The 18,349-nt window shown below is 51.0% G+C and carries 15 protein-coding genes, 1 tRNA gene and 1 pseudogene; 10 read left to right on the forward strand and 7 right to left on the reverse strand.

Features of this window, described 5'->3' with window-relative positions:
• Nucleotides 1-27: 27 nt before the first annotated feature.
• Nucleotides 28-971, forward strand: a pseudogene (locus AACR41_RS11570) (DUF1517 domain-containing protein).
• 127 nt (nt 972-1,098) lie between these two features.
• Here AACR41_RS11570 and AACR41_RS11575 read toward each other — a convergent pair.
• On the reverse strand, nt 1,099-2,118 hold the full coding sequence (locus AACR41_RS11575) for a methyltransferase (RefSeq protein ID WP_030006540.1): 1,020 nt from the start codon (nt 2,116-2,118) through the stop codon (nt 1,099-1,101).
• Between the two features lie 175 nt (nt 2,119-2,293).
• The gene (locus AACR41_RS11580) at nt 2,294-3,445 is read right to left on the reverse strand and encodes a pyridoxal-phosphate-dependent aminotransferase family protein (RefSeq protein WP_030006541.1); all 1,152 of its coding nucleotides are present in this window, start codon (nt 3,443-3,445) and stop codon (nt 2,294-2,296) included.
• 319 nt (nt 3,446-3,764) lie between these two features.
• On the opposite strand from AACR41_RS11580, the gene AACR41_RS11585 reads away from it, so the two are divergent.
• Nucleotides 3,765-4,889 (forward strand): TMEM43 family protein, encoded by a 1,125-nt coding sequence (locus tag AACR41_RS11585; RefSeq protein WP_045441682.1) that lies wholly within the window; start codon nt 3,765-3,767, stop codon nt 4,887-4,889.
• A 67-nt stretch (nt 4,890-4,956) separates the two neighbouring features.
• On the opposite strand, the gene AACR41_RS11590 is transcribed toward AACR41_RS11585, so the two are convergent.
• Nucleotides 4,957-5,838 (reverse strand): ABC transporter permease, encoded by an 882-nt coding sequence (locus AACR41_RS11590; RefSeq protein WP_030006543.1) that lies wholly within the window; start codon nt 5,836-5,838, stop codon nt 4,957-4,959.
• Nucleotides 5,839-6,036: 198 nt separating this feature from the next.
• Between AACR41_RS11590 and AACR41_RS11595 the strand changes: the two genes are divergently transcribed.
• From AACR41_RS11595 to AACR41_RS11605, 3 genes are all read left to right on the forward strand, one after another.
• Nucleotides 6,037-7,074, forward strand: coding sequence for a hypothetical protein (locus AACR41_RS11595; protein WP_045441685.1), 1,038 nt, complete (start codon nt 6,037-6,039; stop codon nt 7,072-7,074).
• Between the two features lie 39 nt (nt 7,075-7,113).
• A complete protein-coding gene (locus AACR41_RS11600; protein ID WP_030006545.1) occupies nt 7,114-7,512 on the forward strand; it encodes a TIGR03792 family protein in 399 nt (132 codons plus the stop codon).
• 63 nt (nt 7,513-7,575) lie between these two features.
• Nucleotides 7,576-7,902, forward strand: coding sequence for a YbjQ family protein (locus tag AACR41_RS11605; protein WP_030006546.1), 327 nt, complete (start codon nt 7,576-7,578; stop codon nt 7,900-7,902).
• A 103-nt stretch (nt 7,903-8,005) separates the two neighbouring features.
• Here AACR41_RS11605 and AACR41_RS11610 read toward each other — a convergent pair.
• Nucleotides 8,006-8,077, reverse strand: a tRNA-Gln gene (locus AACR41_RS11610).
• Between the two features lie 147 nt (nt 8,078-8,224).
• On the opposite strand from AACR41_RS11610, the gene AACR41_RS11615 reads away from it, so the two are divergent.
• From AACR41_RS11615 to gyrB, 5 genes are all read left to right on the forward strand, one after another.
• Nucleotides 8,225-8,527: a DUF2288 domain-containing protein gene (locus AACR41_RS11615; RefSeq protein ID WP_030006547.1), complete on the forward strand. Its 303-nt coding sequence runs from the start codon at nt 8,225-8,227 to the stop codon at nt 8,525-8,527.
• Between the two features lie 197 nt (nt 8,528-8,724).
• A complete protein-coding gene (locus AACR41_RS11620; protein WP_012306959.1) occupies nt 8,725-9,360 on the forward strand; it encodes a DUF3038 domain-containing protein in 636 nt (211 codons plus the stop codon).
• 9 nt (nt 9,361-9,369) lie between these two features.
• Complete coding sequence (locus AACR41_RS11625; protein WP_030006548.1) at nt 9,370-10,710, forward strand: DUF4335 domain-containing protein; 1,341 nt, start codon at nt 9,370-9,372, stop codon at nt 10,708-10,710.
• 23 nt (nt 10,711-10,733) lie between these two features.
• Nucleotides 10,734-11,327, forward strand: coding sequence for a hypothetical protein (locus AACR41_RS11630; protein WP_030006549.1), 594 nt, complete (start codon nt 10,734-10,736; stop codon nt 11,325-11,327).
• A 287-nt stretch (nt 11,328-11,614) separates the two neighbouring features.
• Nucleotides 11,615-13,537, forward strand: a complete 1,923-nt coding sequence (gene gyrB / locus AACR41_RS11635) for a DNA topoisomerase (ATP-hydrolyzing) subunit B (protein WP_030006550.1) — start codon at nt 11,615-11,617, stop codon at nt 13,535-13,537.
• Between the two features lie 87 nt (nt 13,538-13,624).
• Here gyrB and sat read toward each other — a convergent pair whose 3' ends face one another.
• The 3 genes from sat to AACR41_RS11650 all read right to left on the reverse strand — a co-directional run bounded on the left by sat (nt 13,625) and on the right by AACR41_RS11650 (nt 18,268).
• Nucleotides 13,625-14,791, reverse strand: a complete 1,167-nt coding sequence (gene sat / locus AACR41_RS11640) for a sulfate adenylyltransferase (RefSeq protein ID WP_030006551.1) — start codon at nt 14,789-14,791, stop codon at nt 13,625-13,627.
• An 83-nt stretch (nt 14,792-14,874) separates the two neighbouring features.
• The gene (gene dnaG, locus AACR41_RS11645; protein WP_030006552.1) at nt 14,875-16,809 is read right to left on the reverse strand and encodes a DNA primase; all 1,935 of its coding nucleotides are present in this window, start codon (nt 16,807-16,809) and stop codon (nt 14,875-14,877) included.
• 514 nt (nt 16,810-17,323) lie between these two features.
• Complete coding sequence (locus tag AACR41_RS11650; RefSeq protein WP_223209885.1) at nt 17,324-18,268, reverse strand: permease; 945 nt, start codon at nt 18,266-18,268, stop codon at nt 17,324-17,326.
• Nucleotides 18,269-18,349: the final 81 nt, after the last annotated feature.

Genomic DNA, 18,349 nt, shown 5'->3' on the forward strand with positions numbered 1-18,349 from the left:
TTACGCAGCACATTTAACAACTCAATCATGATTAAACGGTTTTTTTATGGGGCGATCGCCATTGTCTTGGCCTTCACTCTGATCTTTACCCCAGCGGACAATGCCTGGGCGGCCCGGAGTGGGGGACGCATTGGTGGTGGTTCCTTCCGCAGTGCCCCTAGTCGCAGTTTTTCCCCTGGCCCAGCGCGACGAGCTCCCGTTGGGGGTGGCTATGGCTACGGATTTGGGGGCGGATTTGGGTTCCCCTTCCTGCTGCCTTTCTTCGGATTCGGTGGTTTTTAGCGGCATTTTTCGGTCTTTTCATTATGTTGGCGATCGCCGGCTTCCTTGTCCGCACCTTCCAGAACGTGATGGGGGGTGGCATGAATGAGGGCGACAGTCTCGGTTACTCTGCCCCCAGTAGCAAAATTTCTGTGGCGAAGGTACAGGTGGGGCTGTTGGCCCAAGCGCGGGATCTCCAGCAGGATTTAAATCGCCTGGCGAGCACCGCTGATACCGGAACCCCCGCCGGACGCGCCAAGGTTCTTCAAGAATCGACTCTGGCCCTGTTGCGCCACCCAGAATATTGGGTCTATGGTGCGAGCGAATCCCTTGAAGCTGGGGTTGATGCTGCCGAAGCCAAGTTTAATCAATTGGCCCTGAACGAGCGGAGTAAATTTACCGCCGAGACCCTCAGTAACGTTGACAACGAACGGGATGTGGCTGGGAAGCGTGCAAGTGCTGATTTAGTCAAAAGTGACGGCACACCAAACGAATACATCATGGTAACGATTATCGCTGGGGCCATGGGAAAAGTGGATTTACCGAAAGTGACCGATTCCCAATCCCTCGAACAAGCGATTCGTCAAATTGGTGCCCTCGGTGGCGATCGCCTTTTGGCCCTTGAGGTTTTATGGACGCCCCAAGCGATTGGTGACACCCTCAGCACTGACGATATTTTGACCTACTACCCCGACATTAATCTTGTATAACTAGACCAAAATCTAAAGCAATTCAACGCAAATCATGGCGATTTAAAGAATCCCCTCAATACAGGGGATTTTTTTGATTTCTATAGAAATTTGCCCTAGCAATCTCCTCTTGAGTGAATTGGTTTTGTTAAGCTTTACAGGCTTCGATGACGCAAATTTCTTCGGTGGTTCTAACAATGCGCGTCAGTTTTAAGTCCGCCGCTGCCAACAGGGTTTCAAACTCAGCGGCGGTGCGTTCTTTGCCACCGGGACACATCACCAGCATATTGATATCGAGCATTTTTGCGCCACTAGGTTGATTTCCCTCTGGAACCACCGCTTCACAGATCAAGATTTTGCCGTCATCCGGCAGCACAGCGCGACAATTTTGCAAAATGGCGATCGCCTGGTCATCACCCCAATCGTGAATAATGTGTTTGAGCAGATAGGCATCGCCCCCAGCAGGAATTTTGTTAAAGAAACTGCCGCCAATCCGTTGACAGCGATCGCCGACCCCATGGCGGTTTAACGTTGGTGCCGCATTATCCACTACATAATCTTCATCGAACAAAATACCTTGTAATTGGGGATATTTCGCCAAAATGCTGCCGAGCAATTCCCCGTAGCCCCCACCCACATCAACGATGGTTGAGAAAGCCGAAAAATCATAATGGGCCAAAATTTCCGGCTCTTCATTCCTGGAGAAACTGTTCATCGCCTCTTCAAAAATGGCAGCCGCTTCTGGATGATTGCCGAAATATTCAAACACCCCCTGGCCATAGCGATGGTCAAAGGCAGGTTCACCGGTTTTAACGCTGTGGAGAATATTACTCCAGGCTTCGTAATGCTCTGGTTCGCCCAACATCACCACAGAACCTCGCATGGATCGGGGATGATCACTGCGGAGAAAATCGGCAAGGGGCGTCAGGGCAAAGGTTTGGGGGGCCGTTTCTTGGAAAATGCCCACACTGGCCAAGGCCCAGAGAATGCGATACAAAGCCGTTTCGTCTGTTTCGGTGAGGTGGGCTAACACACGGCAAGGTTGTTCTCCGGCTTTGAGGTGATCGGCGATCGCCAATTTTGCCGCCACATAAATGCACTGGGAAAGCCAATAACCGGAGGCCATTTGGAGCAATTGGGTATGGAGAGGGAGGGTTGGCGGTTCCATAGCGTGAAAAATCCTGATTTAAGTAAGGAAATCACTGCAATTTTAGAAATTCTGTCCCTGTCCCTAGCCACCCTGTAGGATTTATTCACGAAACGGGATCTCGCAAAAAAGTTCGCCCCCGGCACTACAGACCAGAGACGAAAATTTCAGTGTGAAGTTTAGAAAGTTAATTGTTCTAGGCGTTTTGGAACACCGCAGCAGCCGCTTTCACCCCAGCCCCAGACTCAAAATCACCGTGACCCAACCCTTGGAGAGTTGCTTCGAGGGCGGCGATCGCCGTAATCACATCTCGGTCATGGACAAAGCCTAGGTGACCAATGCGGAAGATTTTTCCTTTGTAATCATCCTGGCCACCCGCGAGGGCAATATCAAAGTTTGTGCGCATCGCCTTGCGGATATCTTCTGCGCCAATGGGGGCAGGATCAACGGCAGTAACCGCTGTGCTGGCATTACCATCGGGGGCAAAGGTCTTTAGGCCCAAAGCCTTGACTGCGGCCCGAGTGGCATCGGTTAAGCGTTGGTGGCGGGAAAAAATATTCTCTAAGCCTTCCCGCTGCATCATCCCCAGGGCTGCCTGGAGCGCAAAGATTAAATTCACCGGGGGTGTAAAAGGCGTGGTGTTTTTCGCTAAATTCTTTTTCGCGGCCTTGAGATCAAAGTAGAAACGGGGAATTTTTGCGTTTTCGTAGGCGGCCCAAGCTTTATCGCTGACGGAAACAAAGCCCAAGCCCGGCGGAATCATAAAGCCTTTCTGGGAACCGGAGGCGACCACATCAAGGCCCCATGCATCGGTGGGGACATTGCAGGCCCCTAGGCTAGTCACCGCATCGACGATCATCAAGGCTCCGTGGGCTTTGACGTAACGGCTGATGGTTTCGAGGTCGTTGAGGACGCCAGTAGAAGTTTCCGAGTGGGTGACGACGACGGCTTTAATTTCTTTGGCGGTGTCGGCTTCGAGTTTGGTGCGGAAAACTTCAGGATCCAGTGCTTCACCCCAGGGGGCTTTGACCCGTTCTACGTCCATGCCGTAGGTTTCACAGACGATCGCCCAACGTTCGCCAAATTTACCGTTATCGCCGACGAGGACTTTATCGCCCGCATTAATAAAGTTGATCAAACCCGCTTCCATCGCGCCGGTACCGCTAGCGGCGAGGCAATACACATCGTTCTGAGTTTGGAAGAGCCATTTGAGTTGCGCAGTGACCTCGGCCATGATTTCGCTAAACTGGGCGCTCCGGTGACCGATGGGGTGTTTGGCCATTGCTAGCAAAACCTGCTCCGGCACAGGGGTCGGGCCGGGAATCATCAGCATATGTTTGTCTTCCATGGTGTGTTTGTCCTTCGCTTAGACCGTGATTGAAAATGCCGTTAATCCCCAAAAGTCTAGGGACGTTCCGCAAAAGCTAAATCCTATCCTATGCGATCGCCCAGATCAAGCCACTGAGATGCTGTTTATTTGTTCACGAAAAGCAAAAGTTTCGCGGAGTCGCGACGGAAAACGTTAAGGATGATTGAGAAGCGTCACAAAGTCCAAAAAAACGGGGGCCAAGTTATATCCTGAAGGCACCTTAACTCACCGATTAACCGAAAGCTTTCCCTCGGTTGAAGTGAATAAAAAGGAAATGTTTTGTACTGTTCCAAAGCCAATGAGTGACCAATTTGTTGAACAAAAAACAACGGGGTATTTTCAGCGCCTCGGCAATTCGCTTGTGGGGATTTTCTTAGGTGTTGTTCTCTTTTTAGCGTCCTTTGGGGTGCTCTACTGGAATGAGGGCCGGGTAGACCTTTCGAAAATCGCGGCTACGGCCACCGAAATTCCCGCCACCGGCACCGCCACGGTAAAAGCCAATAGTTTTGTATCAATTACGGGTAACCTAAGCAGCCCAGAAACCCTCGGCGATCGCCCCTATCTAGAACCCGGTGAATACATCGCCCTCCGGCGCAAAACAGAGATGTATGCCTGGGAAGAAAATAGCCGCACCACCACCCAGAAAAATGCCGGGGGTTCAGAAACGAAAACGACAACCTATACCTACGCCAAGGAGTGGGCCGAAAATCCCGATGATTCCTCTCGTTTTAAGAATCCAACGGGCCATAATAATCCAGCCAAAAGCATCGAGAGTCAGGAACTACGGGTTTCCCAGGCCCAGGTGGGTGATTATCAACTGGATGTAAATCAGTTGCAGTTTCCCATCAACCAACCCGTTAATTTAACGGCGGCCCAGATCCCGGCAGAATCAAAAAACAAACTCAACGGCAGTTACTTATTTTTTGGGACAGGTAGCCTTGGCAGCCCAGAAATTGGCGATCTGCGCCTCAGTTACCAAGCCCTAAACAAAAATATTCAAGCGACGGTCTTCGGTGATTTGGGCAATGGTAACCAACTCACCCCCCACCAAGGCAAAAAAAATGTGACTTTTTATCGACTCTTTCCCGGTACCCGTGACCAGGCGATCGCCAACTTGGCAACCCAACATAAGTTGATCACCTGGGGCCTACGGTTTGGGGGCTTTTTGCTGATGTGGATCGGCTTAAATTTGGTGATAGAACCTCTTGGTGTTGTCCTAGATGTCATTCCGTTTTTAGGAGATTTAACCCGCACCGCCACAGGGTTTGCCACGTTTATTGTGGCGGCGATTTTGTCTGGGTTAACGATCATTGTGTCGATTATTCTCCACAGTCCGATCATGATTTTTCTGGCCCTCGGTCTCTGTGGCTTCATTGTCTACCGCTGGACAAAACGTAAAAAGACCAAGGATCAACTGGCTTAGGTTCTCCCTGGTCAAGCAAGAATTTAAAAAGATTTGGGGACGGTTTTCGTTCCTTTTTTTGTGCCAATTAACCTAAACGACGTTTGAGGAGCGGTTGAATGGTCGCCAAGGCGATCGCCCCAAAACCCGTCAAAATTCCGAGCACAGCCCCAAAGTTTAAATTTCCCCAGGGGGCACTGAAGACCACACTCTGGAATGTCCAATCACTGTGCATATACAAATAGCGAATCGGCTCAATGGCATAGGTCAAAGGGTTTAAGCTCGCGACAAGCTGCAACCAGTTCGCCATAAAATCCAAGGGCGCTAAAGCGGTACTGGCAAACAGCAAGGGCAAATTCACCACAAAAATCACAGCGATCAATTCAATATGTCCCGGCAGGGCAAAGGCCAAACCCAAGCTCAAAGCTGTTACCGCCAAGACGATTAAAAACACCACCAAGGCGATCGCCCCCAGACCCAAAGCACTAGGTAAACCGGCCCCCAATAAAGCACTGGCCCCGACGATCACCGCCGTTTGGATCAAGGTCAGACCCATGATGTAAATCGTTGAGGCCGCCACGATGGAATAACGGGTCGCCAGAGGAGCCACCAGAAGCCGGTTTAAAAAGCCAAATTCCCGGTCAAACATCACGGGTAAACCTGCATTCAGTGCCCCGGAAAAGGCCGTAAACACAATAATCCCCGGCGCGAGAAATTGGGCATAGTTGATGTCGTTGCCAAACAGTCCTTGGGGCGCTTTATAAAACAAGGCCCCAAACAAAATCAGCCACATGAACGGTTGAATAATCCCTGCCACCAGGGTCGTCGGTCGCCGTTGCAGTTGAATCACCAGCCGTTGGGTGAGGGCCACCGTTTCCTGAAAAAAATCCTGCCAGCCATTGCTCTCAGAGACATTGACCTTAGCGGTGGGGGACAGAATCGAGTTGGGCGTAAAGATAGATTGACTCATAACGGTTGTTTCGCGTCACCAAATAGGCGCAGATTTTGGCTCTTTTCTCAGGACTAGATTAACGTATTTCACCCCAAATCATGGCCTTCATCGCCGTTAGGACGCGCCTTGTCGGGTGGGGAAATTCCCTCTAAAATCAGTGGGGCTTAACGAAAGCTAAACCTTTACTCCCTGTCGTTTTTAAACGCGATCGCCCTTATGACCAGCTTGACCGACATTTCAACGGCAGACCTTGCCGCCGCCTTGACCACTGACGTTGACTTTAACTTGGAGCTGCCCGATCCAGAGGACGATCAACTCCACGACGCGGAATTTGATACCCAGATCGAGCGGGTCTGGCAAATTTGCGATCGTTTTGACCTGCAAACGGACATTTGGCGGGGCCGGATTATGCGGGCCGTGCGAGATCGAGAAAAACGCGGCGGTGACGGGCGCGGAACAGGCTTTTTAAACTGGCTCAAACAGCGGGAAATTAGCAAGAGTCAAGCCTACGGCCTCATCGAACTGGCTAACAGTGCAGATACTCTCCTCGCCGAAGGGCAACTAGACCCCAACAGCATTAATAATTTCAGTAAAAATGCTTTCGTCGAAACGGCGAAATCGGCCCCCGAAATTCAAAAACTCGTCGCCGATGCCGCCCAAAAAGGCGATCGCATTACCAGACGGGAAGTAAAACAGTTGGCCGACGAATGGACGAGCATGAGTTCGGAGCTGCTCCCCGATGAAGTTAAAGAACAGGCCGCCAGCGGTGCCCTCCCCAGTCGGTTTCTTTCGCCTCTAGTCAAAGAACTAGAGAAATTACCAGAAACCCACGTCAAAGCGATCCAAGAAGAAATCCGCGAAGCCCCCAACACCAACACCGTCAAAGCGATGACCCGTGAAGCGAAAAGTTTAGCGAAATATATCGATGCCGCCGCCCAGGTGCAGACCCTCCGTAAGGCGAATATTGATCTGGAAATGGCCCTCGAAGAAGCCCTACGCTTAGATTGTCTGGGTACCACCGCCGATCTGGTGAAACAGGCTACCCAGATGGAGCAATGTGTGGTGAAGCTCTTTACCACCTGGAAGCGCCTAGGAAAATTAGCCGATCGCCTTTATGTGGATACGGGGGCGAGCAATCCCTATTTACGGTCGATGTTGGGCACCCTAGAAGCCCTGAGTAGCGAGGTTTTGGAAGTTGATTTAGATGATTCCGGCGAGAGTAGTGTGCGGATTCGCATTTTGGGGGAGGAGTAAAATAGCGGGTAACAGTTTTAGTTAGGAGTAACGGAGCCGATGGGTAGATGGTTCGGGGCGATCGCCTTGGTACTGGCTTTAATTTTCGGTTTGGGACAAGGGCAGAGTTTTGCTGAAGGTACAACAGATGAGCCTGTGGTGGAATGGCTAACCTTTGACGTGCCCCAGGCCGACCAAGCAAAATTTATCGAAACAGAACTAGAAATCTGGAATCCCATCGATCGGCGATCGCCTGCCTTTGTACGCAAAGAAATTTGGCAAGATGCCGACCACCCGGATCAGCTCACCGTTGTTGTGTCTTGGTCGAGCCAAGCCCTACGGAAAGTCGTTTCCCCAGAGGAAGTTGAGGCCGCTGAGAAAGCCTTTGATAAAGCCATGGGCAAAAGTTACCCGATCCTCGAAAAGAAAGAATTCCGCAATCTTTCTACGACTAATTGACATTGAAAGAAACAGAGGCGATCGCCTCACTAAATTTTTGTCACATTAATATTCATAAAAAACATGATTCTAAGCACCACCAACACCATCGAAGGAGCAACCATCACCAGTTACCAGGGGGTCGTCACCGCCGAAGTAGTCTATGGCACCAATGCTCTCCGGGATTTTTTTGCGGGCATCCGAGACATGATCGGCGGTCGCACCGCTAGTTACGAGCGCATCTTTGAAAAAGGCCATCAGGAAGCGCTGCGGGAACTAGAAAGCAATGCTAAAAAGTGTGGAGCTGATGCCGTAATTGGCATTAGCATGGACACAGGCACGATCAACATCGATGATAAAGGCGTTCTGCTGCTGATCACTGCCACCGGAACCGCCGTAAAACTGGGGTAGGAGTTTCTGCCGCCAATTCCCAAACAAAACTCTCTAAAACCAAACGGGCCAATAACGTTGGAAGCCTGAGAGTGCTGGGGTTATTCAAAATTGATAATCTTAACTGGGGTGCCAGGATTCGAACCTGGGAATGTCGGAACCAAAATCCGATGCCTTACCGCTTGGCGACACCCCATTGCGTTTAAGCCTTTAGAAATATAACACCAATTTTTCGGAAGCGTCAACAGTCTCACCAAATCTTTTTTGGGTGGCCCTGGATAATTGTCAAAAACCCAAAAATCCAGTAAACCTTAACCGTTGCCCTTAACCTCATTATTTTTTGATGTCAGATTTGATTAAACAACTCCAGTCCAGTTTTGGCGACAGTGAGTGGCATGACCTCGCGCCCCATGCGGCCCGTGATGCGCTGATTGTGGTACACCCTTCCCTGGATTTATTGCAGGTCGGAGAGGCGATCGCCACGGATAATGCGGCCCTAGTGGGCAAATGGATGGGCGGTGGCCTAGTGCGTAAGCCCACAAAAGAAGAACTAGAACGCTGGAACCAAGCAACCCAGACCCTCGTATTTGCGACATTAATTGTGCAGCCCTTTGTGCTGATCAGTGGCGACCGCCCAGAAATTTAAGGGGCGATCGCCCGGAATTTTTTCGCTGGGACGACGGGTCTTGTGGGGTAAACTGATTGAGAACAATCCATTGCCCTGGTGTGAGACCCCTAATCATCGCGTATGATCGGGTTTGAGCCTCATTGATGGTCTGGCGATAGATAGCAATCATCTCCCGTCGTGGGTTTGCAGCGAACCAAGCTTGTTTTTCTGAGAGTATGAATGATTCTGTGAGCGTAATGCCCAATCCTAGTTCCCCATCGGTATCCCCAGGACAACCCTACCTGTTGCAAAATCTGCCGGATCTGTTGCCGGAGGGAAAAGTGTTCCCGCGCCGGGCACAACAGCAAATTGACCTGCTTCTCTTGGCCCTAGAAGCGCTGGAGTTGGGCGGCTCAGAACTGATGCTGCGCTCTGCCCAAAAACTAGAATTGACAGAAATTATCCCAAATCGGGTCGTCCTCTGGCGATTGCGGCGCACCAACCCCTGGCGACGTTCCCACACCCACGGCCACCTGACCCCCACAGAAGCAAAGGCGTTGGTATTGATCATTGGCGATCGCGCCAAGAATTTACTGGCTTTATTGCGACAACTTTTACCCGCCGCCCAGCACCTCCGGGAACGCAATCTCCCCCTGGACAGTCATTTTCGCCTTTCGGAATACCTAGAGCGGTTTCGGGCCCACTTCCGGAGTCGGATGAATCCCCGGCGCGTCCGTGTCACCCTCTACAACCAGTCAAAACAAGATTTAAACGAACTGGCGATCGCCCTCCTCGAAAAACTGCTGTTTTGCACAGGCACCGTTGGTACCCAACGGCTATGGGTCAGCCTCTTTGATGGAGAAGTGAGCTAAACAATTACCATGAATATTCGTCGCCAATATAACCTCCCCAATTGCACCCTCACCCTCGAAGGATTCGATGATGGGAGCGGCAAACTCCTCGACACCCTGACCATTCTTTCCAATGTGGAATGTCGTTTTACTACCTCCCAGAAAGTGCTCAGTGGTGGGAAAATTTTCTTTGATCACCTCGTCCAAGCCGTGAGTGAATATGCCCAGGGTATTTTAAGCGGCCTCCAACGCCCCCCCGAAATCCTCGATGCAAAAGGCCAAGTTCGCTTAGAAACAGCCACGGCAACCTATACCCATCATCTCCATTGGCAACAACCCGATGGCAGCGCCGCCGAAACCCTCGAATTAACCACGGCGGAGTTGTTTGATTTAACCGAAGCAATTGATCAATTCCTGGCCGATGGTTTGACCCTCCCGGATTTTGTTTTACCCCTAACGCCCCTGAGCCGTCGCCATTGCGTACCAGAAGAATCCTTTGCGGATCGGGCGGTGCCGCCCCTGGTTGGCGTCAGTGGGTTAGCCCTAACGGCCTTTGCATTATTCTTTGTCCCAGCACCGGAAACAACACGTACCGACAGTGAACAAGTTAGCTCTGGGGAGGAAACGGAACAACTCGCCAGCGCAACTTTACCGGATACGGCCCTCTGGACGGAAGCTGATTTTGATCGCCTTGGTGAAACCTTACCCACCATTGCCACAGACCGCGATCTCCAGTTAATGCAAGCTTATCTCTATGGCACTTTGGACTCGGCCTGGACGGAGCGCGATACCACAGAGAATGCTTCCTATCGCTTGGCCCTGGGAACCGATGGTCGTCTTTTGGGGGTGCAACCCTTAGCTGATGCTGCGGTGACAACGGGAACAACGGCATTGGGTGAGTTGGGTCATACTCCAGAAGTGGCGGCGATCGCCAACGAACAAGCCATGGCTCAATTTCGGGTCAATTTTGCAGGAAATGTCCTGGAAGTAAGCCCCTGGGATGGCTTTCAAAGTTCTAGCGAATTGGATTTTGACTCCCGCGAAGTAGAAGGAGAAACGCTCCGACAATTGATCCAACAGGTCAAAGACACCATCGCCGCTGAGTTTGACCGAGAAAATGCCACCATCCCCCAAACCCTGGCCTATACCCTAGGGGTAACCAACGACGGGGCGATCGCCATTGTCATCGCCGATAATAACGCTGCGAAAACAGCCCTTGATCAGACCCCCCTCCCGGCCTTAGTCGAACCAGCGGCGGCGGGCATTGTCCCTGGCGAAACCATCTTGCCCACGGAACCGCTGACCCAGGTGAATGTGGTCTTTCAACCCAACGGCGTGATCGAAGTGAGTCCCTGGGCAGGTTATCGTTAGAAGAAAGCGACCACCTGAAAGCCATGGTCTACAGTACCCAAGATTTAATTGAAATCCTCAACCAAGAGTTAAAGGCAACCCTCCGGGGCGATCGCCTTTTGCTCTCCCCCGATGCGCGGGTGGGGGTACCGATTGTGACCATGGCCCTCGATCAAGACCAACTGGGAAAAGTGTTTGCCTGTCAGGACTTTACCCAACAGATTCATCAATACCAACGGGAAAATCATGTTTCCGGCATCGTTTGGCGGGAAATCAGCGTCGGAGATCGCCAACTGCGCCTGCCGGAAATTCATCAGCAACTCATTGCCATCGACAGCGACAAAGCGATTCTCCGGGCAGCCAAACAAAACGTCCTCGACTTTTGGCACCACATCACCACTGGCTTAAACCTCTGGCAGTTAGTCGATCACCAACTTTCTCCCTTGACTTTTACGGAGCTAGAGCGGGCCAGTCGACTCGCTGAATGGGCGGAATTAGACGTGGGCCACGGTGAATTTTACCTCGCCCTCTGCTGGGGCAACCCGAAGGAATGTCACTATCGTTGGGCCGCCCCCAAATCTGGCTGCGATCGCCTTATTGCCGCCGCCGAACAACCCCAACATCTCAACATCTTCTAGCTCCCAAACATTTTTTCTGATCCCTCGCCCCTGCGCTAAAATTGTGAAATAGACGTACTAATTTCTTCCCGCTTCATTGAGTCTTTTTATGGCGATCACCCCGAGTTTATTTTTTGCTTAATTTCCGTATATTTTTTTTGGCCGCAAAATCCCCGCTCCACCCCCTTGGTAAATCTTGCCGCAAATTCAGCCCACTCCTCCCAGAAGCCTTTTATGGTATAATTTTTGCCTGATTTAACCCAAAAACAGGCTACAGAGTTTTTACGCCCAAAATTCGGAGTTCGTCCATGACCAGTAATTACAGTGCCCAGCAGATCCAGGTTCTCGAAGGATTAGAACCGGTTCGCAAACGTCCCGGAATGTACATCGGCACCACTGGTCCCCGTGGCTTACATCACCTCGTTTATGAAGTGGTTGATAACTCCGTCGATGAAGCCCTTGCCGGATACTGCACAGAAATTAACGTTGAAATTAATGTTGATGGCTCCGTTACTGTTACCGACAATGGCCGCGGCATTCCCGTTGATGTGCACCCCAGTACCGGAAAATCAGCCCTCGAAACCGTGATGACCGTGCTCCACGCGGGCGGAAAGTTTGGCGCAGGTGGCTATAAAGTCTCCGGTGGTCTGCACGGGGTCGGCGTTTCTGTGGTTAATGCCCTCTCTGAATGGGTCGAAGTTACCGTGTGGCGCGACGAAACCACCTACAAACAACGGTACGAACGGGGCGTCCCCCAAGGCGAACTCGCTGAAGCCCCGGCCCCGCAGCATTTATCGGGAACATCCGTTTGTTTTTTGCCCGATGCGAAAATTTTCACTGAAACTACTGTTTTTGATTACAATACCCTCGCCGGACGCCTGCGGGAACTGGCATATCTAAATGCTGGCGTCAGAATTGTCTTTACGGATCATCGCTCCGAAAAACAGGCCAGCAATACTTATTTTTATGAAGGAGGCATCAAAGAATATGTCGCCTACATGAACCGCGAAAAATCACCCCTCCACGAAGAAATCATTTACGTGACGGGCGAAAAGAACGGTGTCCAGCTAGAAGTAGCCTTGCAATGGTGTACCGATGCCTATAGCGATAACCTGCTGGGCTTTGCCAACAATATTCGCACCGTTGACGGCGGGACGCACCTTGAAGGCCTAAAAAGTGTCCTCACCCGGACGATGAATACCGTTGCCCGCAAACGCAATAAGCTTAAGGATAATGATTCAAATTTAGCGGGTGAAAATATTCGTGAAGGGTTAACGGCGGTAATTTCGGTGAAGGTGCCCGATCCAGAATTTGAAGGGCAAACGAAAACGAAGCTCGGCAACTCCGAAGTGCGGGGGATTGTTGATTCCTTTGTGGGCGAGGTGTTAACGGAATATTTTGAATTTAATTTAAATGTTGTTGATGCGATTTTAGAAAAGGCAATCCAAGCCTTTAAGGCAGCAGAAGCAGCACGGCGGGCGCGGGAATTGGTGCGCCGTAAATCCGTTTTAGAGTCTTCTTTGCTCCCCGGTAAATTAGCCGATTGTAGTGAACGAGATCCGGCGAAGACAGAAATTTATTTAGTGGAAGGGGATTCTGCGGGCGGTAGTGCGAAACAGGGCCGAGATCGCGCCTTCCAAGCCATTTTGCCATTGCGGGGAAAAATCCTCAATATTGAGAAAACGGACGATGCAAAAATCTATAAAAATAACGAAATTCAGTCCCTGATCACGGCATTGGGCTTAGGGATTAAAGGGGAGGAATTTAACCCGGAAAAACTCCGTTACCATCGGGTGGTGATCATGACCGACGCGGACGTGGATGGGGCGCACATTCGGACACTCCTATTAACCTTCTTCTATCGCTATCAGCGAGAACTGGTTGATCAGGGTTACATTTACATTGCCTGCCCGCCCCTCTATAAGCTGGAACGGGGTAAAAATCACGCCTACTGTTACAGCGATCGCGAACTGCAAGATCAAATTAGCCAGCTTCCTGATAACGCGAAATATAATATCCAACGTTTTAAGGGTCTCGGGGAAATGATGCCCCAACAGCTTTGGGATACCACCATGAATCCAGAAACTCGCACCCTCAAGCGGGTAGAAATTGAGGACGCCGCCGAAGCTGACCGAATCTTTACGGTATTGATGGGCGATCGCGTTGCCCCCCGGCGAGAATTTATCGAGATGAATGCCCCCAAACTCAACATGGACGATCTCGATATTTAATTGACATTTTCAAAACCAGACAAAAAGCCTCCTAATCGCAACGAAAAGGAGGTTTTGTTTTTTCTTAAAAAATTAGCAATTCAGCAATTAATCATGCATTGCTTTCGCGAGTTCAGCCGCAACGAGGGGACGGGAAAACTGTGGCGGCGGTAATTCCCCACGACGGAGCATTTCCCGAACCTTCGTGCCAGAGAGGTGGATCCGATCTTCGGGGCCACTAGGACTGGTTTTCGAGGTCGCCATCTGTTCTGTTTTCTTACAGAAAAAGGCGTGCTCAAATTTCATCGGGGTGATGCCAAGGGCTTGGGGATCAAACTCATCAAAGATCTTTTGGGCGTCGTAAGTGCCGTAGTAATCGCCAACACCGGCATGGTCACGACCAACGATGAAGTGGGTACAACCGTAGTTTTTCCGGATTAGGGCGTGGAAAATCGCTTCACGGGGGCCAGCATAACGCATCGCTGAAGGATTAATTGCCAAAATCACACGCTCTTGGGGGAAATAGTTTTCCAGCATAATTTCATAGCAACGCATCCGCACATCAGCCGGGATATCATCGCTCTTGGTTGCGCCAACGAGGGGATGGAGGAACAGACCATCGACGGTTTCGAGGGCACATTTAATGATGTATTCGTGGGCACGGTGGATCGGGTTCCGGGTTTGGAAGCCAACCACGGTTTTCCAGCCGCGCGCTTGGAAAGCGGCCCGGGAGGCGGCGGGATCAATTTGATATTTGGGGAAAAGGGGGTGATCATCCCGTTCGAGTAACCAGACGGGGCCAGCGAGATTTACAGCACCCTGTTCGTAGACGACCTTGACGCCAGGATGTTTTTCTTCGTCGGTGCGATAGACGTTGATCGCTTCGTGGGCTTTATTGTAGTGGTATTTTTCGGTCAGTTCGAGGACACCAATAAAGCGACCGTTGGGATCATCAAGGCGTACCCAATTGCCTTCTTTGAGGGGATCAGCAATTTCTTCGGAAACGGAGAGGGTGACAGGCACAGACCAGGGCAGGCCATTGCTGAGGTGCATTTCTTCAACTACGAGTTCGTAGTCTTTTTGCTCCATAAAACCCTTGAGGGGACTGAAGCCACCGATGGCAATCATTTCGAGGTCGGATTGGGCGCGGGCATCGAGGGTGATGCGGGGGAGGCGATCGCCTTGGGCGAGGAATTCTTGCTTCTCGGCGTCGGAGGCGATGCGGTTAATTAATTGGCCACCGTGGGGCGCAATTAGACCGGATGGGGTACTCATAAAATTTAGGATATAAAAGCATGGCTATCTGCAAGCTCTCATGGTATCAGTTTCTGTTCTTTCCATTGTGGGAATGGGGCGAGTTATGTTTCGTAGTGGAGGATCTCCAGGTGGGAAAATTGCCGTTCTTGGGCGATCGCCTTCAGTTTGCGGTCAGCCTGTTCAAATTCCCGTAGGTAATAGGCAAAATCCGGGTGCTGGGGATCGAGGCCTTGCCATTTCTCTTGACAATAACGGCGATGCTGGGTCCAGTTGACGTGTTCGAGGGTGGCGATCGCCGCATGGATATTCAAAGTTGCCCGACGCACGTCGATTTCAGTGGTTTCGGTGAGGTAGAGCAAAGAACCAAGGCTATGCATCCGTTCGGGGTGGTGGGTCAAAATATCGAGCATCCGGCCCAACAATTGGTTATGGACATGGTTTTGTTTGATTTCCAGGGGCGTTTCAAGGATTTGTTGCCAGAGCCAACGGTGGTGGGACAGGCTAAACATCACTTCCTTTTCGGCGAGGCGCGCTTCGATGGGGTGACGCTGGGCCGGACTGTGGAGATAGATCCGTAGCAGCAATTCTTCGGCCTGGGCGAGGACAATGGTTTGGGACGAAAGGGCGATCGCCTCTGGTTGCACCTCCGGGATCGCCGTCGGATTCCGGGCTTGGGCTTTGCGGAAACGGTTTACCTGGGTTAGGAGGGTCGCTTCCAATTGTTTTTTGTAGTGGGAATCTTCGTGATTAATGAGTTCACTGGCTTTAGCGATGTAGTGGCTCCGAAAACTCGGATGATCAATTTTGGCGATCAGGCGAATCATTTGTTTAATCACCCCTTGGAATTGGTCGGCTTGGGTGACATCTTGGCCCAGCAAAATTTGCTCCAGTTGCCAATCGAGCCAGAGGGGCGCCGTTGTAAGGGCCGTTTGATACTGCGCCGGGCCTTGGTCTGTTTGCAAAAACTCGTCTGCATCCTTCCCTCCAGGGAGATTGAGGATCCGCACCTGGGCCTGGCCACTGTAAATTAGGGGTTCGATTTCTGTGAGGGTACGTTGGGTGGCTTTGATCCCCGCTTTGTCCGCGTCAAAGTTAAAAATAATTTGCTTGGAATCGGTGTAGCGCAGCAGTTGTTTAATCTGCCCCTGGGTAAAGGCAGTGCCGAGGGAAGCCACCGCATTTTCAAAGCCCGCTGCGTGGAGGGCGATCGCATCGAAATAGCCTTCTACGACCACGGCAGCATCCTGTTTGGCGATCGCCCCCTTTGCTTGGTCGAGGGCGAATAAAGTCCGGCTCTTATCAAATAAGGGCGTTTCTGGGGAGTTGAGATATTTCGGTTCTTCGTTCGTGAGGGTGCGGCTGCCAAAGGCGATCGCCCGACCCTGGACATCGTAGATCGGGATCATCAGGCGATCGCGGAACTGATCATAATGGCCGTTCCCAGACTGGCGTGGTTTAATTAAGCCTGCTTTTTCGACCAAATCGATAGGATAGCGCTTTTGTTCCACAAGGTAGTGGTAGAGGGTATCCCAGGCCCCCGGCGCATAGCCCAGGCCGAAGTTTTGAATCGTTGCTTCCGTTAATCGCCGTTGCTCGCGGACATAAGCTAAGGCCGTTTGCCCTTCCGGTTGCCGCAGGGAGTATTGATAAAAATCATTGGCGATCGCCACAATTTCGTAGAGCTGCTCCTTGAGGGACAGTTCCCGCTGGATCTCTTGGTGCCGTTCTGGTTCGAGGGTTTTGACCGGGACTTGATACCGTTGGGCCAAGTCCAGCACCACCTGGGCAAAGGGAGACTTATTGATTTCCATCAAAAACTTGATCGCATTGCCCCCTGCCCCACAGCCAAAACAGTGATAGAACTGCTTCGTCGGACTCACCGTAAAACTGGGGGTCTTCTCATCATGGAATGGACAAAGCCCCAGTAAATCCTTGCCCCGCTTTTTAAGCACCACATAATCAGATACCACCTCCGCAATATCAACCTTGGCGCGAATTTCTTCGATGGTGTCAGGATGAATCGAGGGGTAGGCCATGGATTACGTCGCAAAAATCTAAACAGAATGCATCCTTAAAGATAAAAGAAAATCTCCGGGGACGCCGCTACAACCAATAAATTGATCTGTCCTTGGCTTTTTACCCACAAAAAAAGCCCACAAACTGTGAGCTTAGAGAATGTGCAGTTGATAAACGAATGTGTAACAGAGAGTTCATGACAAAAACAAGAATCCAGTCCGAATACTCAAGCTTGCTTTTCCGAATCTATTTCAGAAAATCTTGGAGCTGCCAAAGAACTAGCCTTGATCAAACTCCCCTGTTCAGCACTCTGGAAAATAGCGAATGTTCGTGAGGATTATTGCTTTTGGATATGGATGGACAGACGTAGTTTGGAACAGCGTTTTCACCTCTTTTTTCTATTGTTTAGATTAAGCTGTTTAATCTGCCAGGAGAAGCGCTTTGCTTCTTGTCTCTAACGATATCACCCAATTTGGGAGATCTGGGGGAACGTGATTTTTCTTTGGGCCACTAAAAGTAGGCACTTACAAAAGATTAAAAAACATAAAAATTCAGCCATAGATCCAGGGCCAAGAGGGTCAACCCCAAAAGCAGACTGAGATAAAAATAGGCCCGCCAGCGGACAACATTAATCAACAAAATTAGGGTGATGCCATTGAAGAAAGTCCCAGTCAGGAGAAAGCCAAGGGCAACACCAGGGCTACTATTGCCCAAGATCAGATCGGCGATCGCCGTCATTTGTGTCGGTTGAACGGCGTACAAGATCCCCGCGCCAAACAGACCCGTCATACCGTGGCTGAGTAATGTTTCTAGGGGGAAAAGGACTTGGCCCCAGGCCATCACACCACAGGCGATTAGGAGCCAAACCGACCATTCCAGCAGTTCTTGCATAAGGTTTTGGCTCGCCATGAGGGATCGAAATCGGCGAGAAGTGGGCAGAATGGTTAATTTACTCGGTGGCGAAAGGGTGTCTGGTTGGGCGTTGGGAACTCGGTGGGAACTGGGACGGGCGATCGCCGGATACAAAAAAGTGTCTAGATCTCCCTGTTGGTAACTGCGTTGTTGACGCGCTCCCACAAAAATACTGGCAATCAAAAGTAAAATTCCCAGGCTTAGGCTGCCATAGAACAACAGGAGGCCTCCCCGCCCAGGTAGCTGCTGCCAAAATTTAACCAGCACAAAGGGACTCAGGGAAACAGTCCCCAACCAAAAGGCGATCGCCCCCACCGAGGAGCCGGATTGCCACAGGAGCCGTCGCATAAGGGGCAGCCCGCCCACTTGACCCACGGGCAAGATAAGACCGAGACCAAGACCAGCCAGTAATTGTAACCAGGCGCTTTGGGGAAGAACTTTTTCCCACCAGGGACGGGGCGTAAAAATTAAAGCCACCGTCGAGAGACATACCCCCACAAAAAGCCAGGGCCAAAGGATCAGCCATTGGGCGATCATCAGGGTAAACCACTGTTGCAAAGCGACCATTACCACACCTAAATTCCAGAAAAATTGCTCCATTTACCCTAACCGATCCCTGGTCTTTTGCTCGATTTTGAGCGGCGATCG

It is taken from the genome of Picosynechococcus sp. NKBG042902, from assembly GCF_963864045.1.
GTDB lineage: Bacteria > Cyanobacteriota > Cyanobacteriia > Cyanobacteriales > MRBY01 > MRBY01.